The following is a 253-nucleotide window of genomic DNA, read 5'->3' as shown; positions in this document are numbered from 1 at the left end:
CAGGAATCAGCTCATTAAGAGCACGAGGTTCAATCACCGCGCCAGATAAGATATGAGCACCAAACTCCGAGCCTTTTTCGACCACACAGACCATAAACTCATCATTGCCCGCTTCAATAGCCAGTTGCCGCAACCGAAGATCGCGTTTATATGCTGAACTCTGCCAAAAAATCTACGCGACTTCCAGATGCTATCATTCCTACCAGTATGCACAATGATGGCAACTATATTGTCTCACTAGGTAATGTTGTGC

The 253-nt window shown here is 45.8% G+C and carries 1 pseudogene; it reads right to left on the bottom strand.

Going from position 1 to position 253, the window contains the following annotated elements:
* Positions 1–139 (bottom strand): annotated as a pseudogene (locus EGV92_RS14240) (electron transfer flavoprotein-ubiquinone oxidoreductase); the annotation flags it as partial.
* Positions 140–253: the final 114 nt, after the last annotated feature.

The organism is Psychrobacter pygoscelis, from assembly GCF_004335015.1.
Classification (GTDB): Bacteria; Pseudomonadota; Gammaproteobacteria; order Pseudomonadales; family Moraxellaceae; genus Psychrobacter; species Psychrobacter pygoscelis.
Note: the sequence above shows the minus strand (reverse complement) of the source record. Positions and strands in the feature narration are given on the sequence as shown.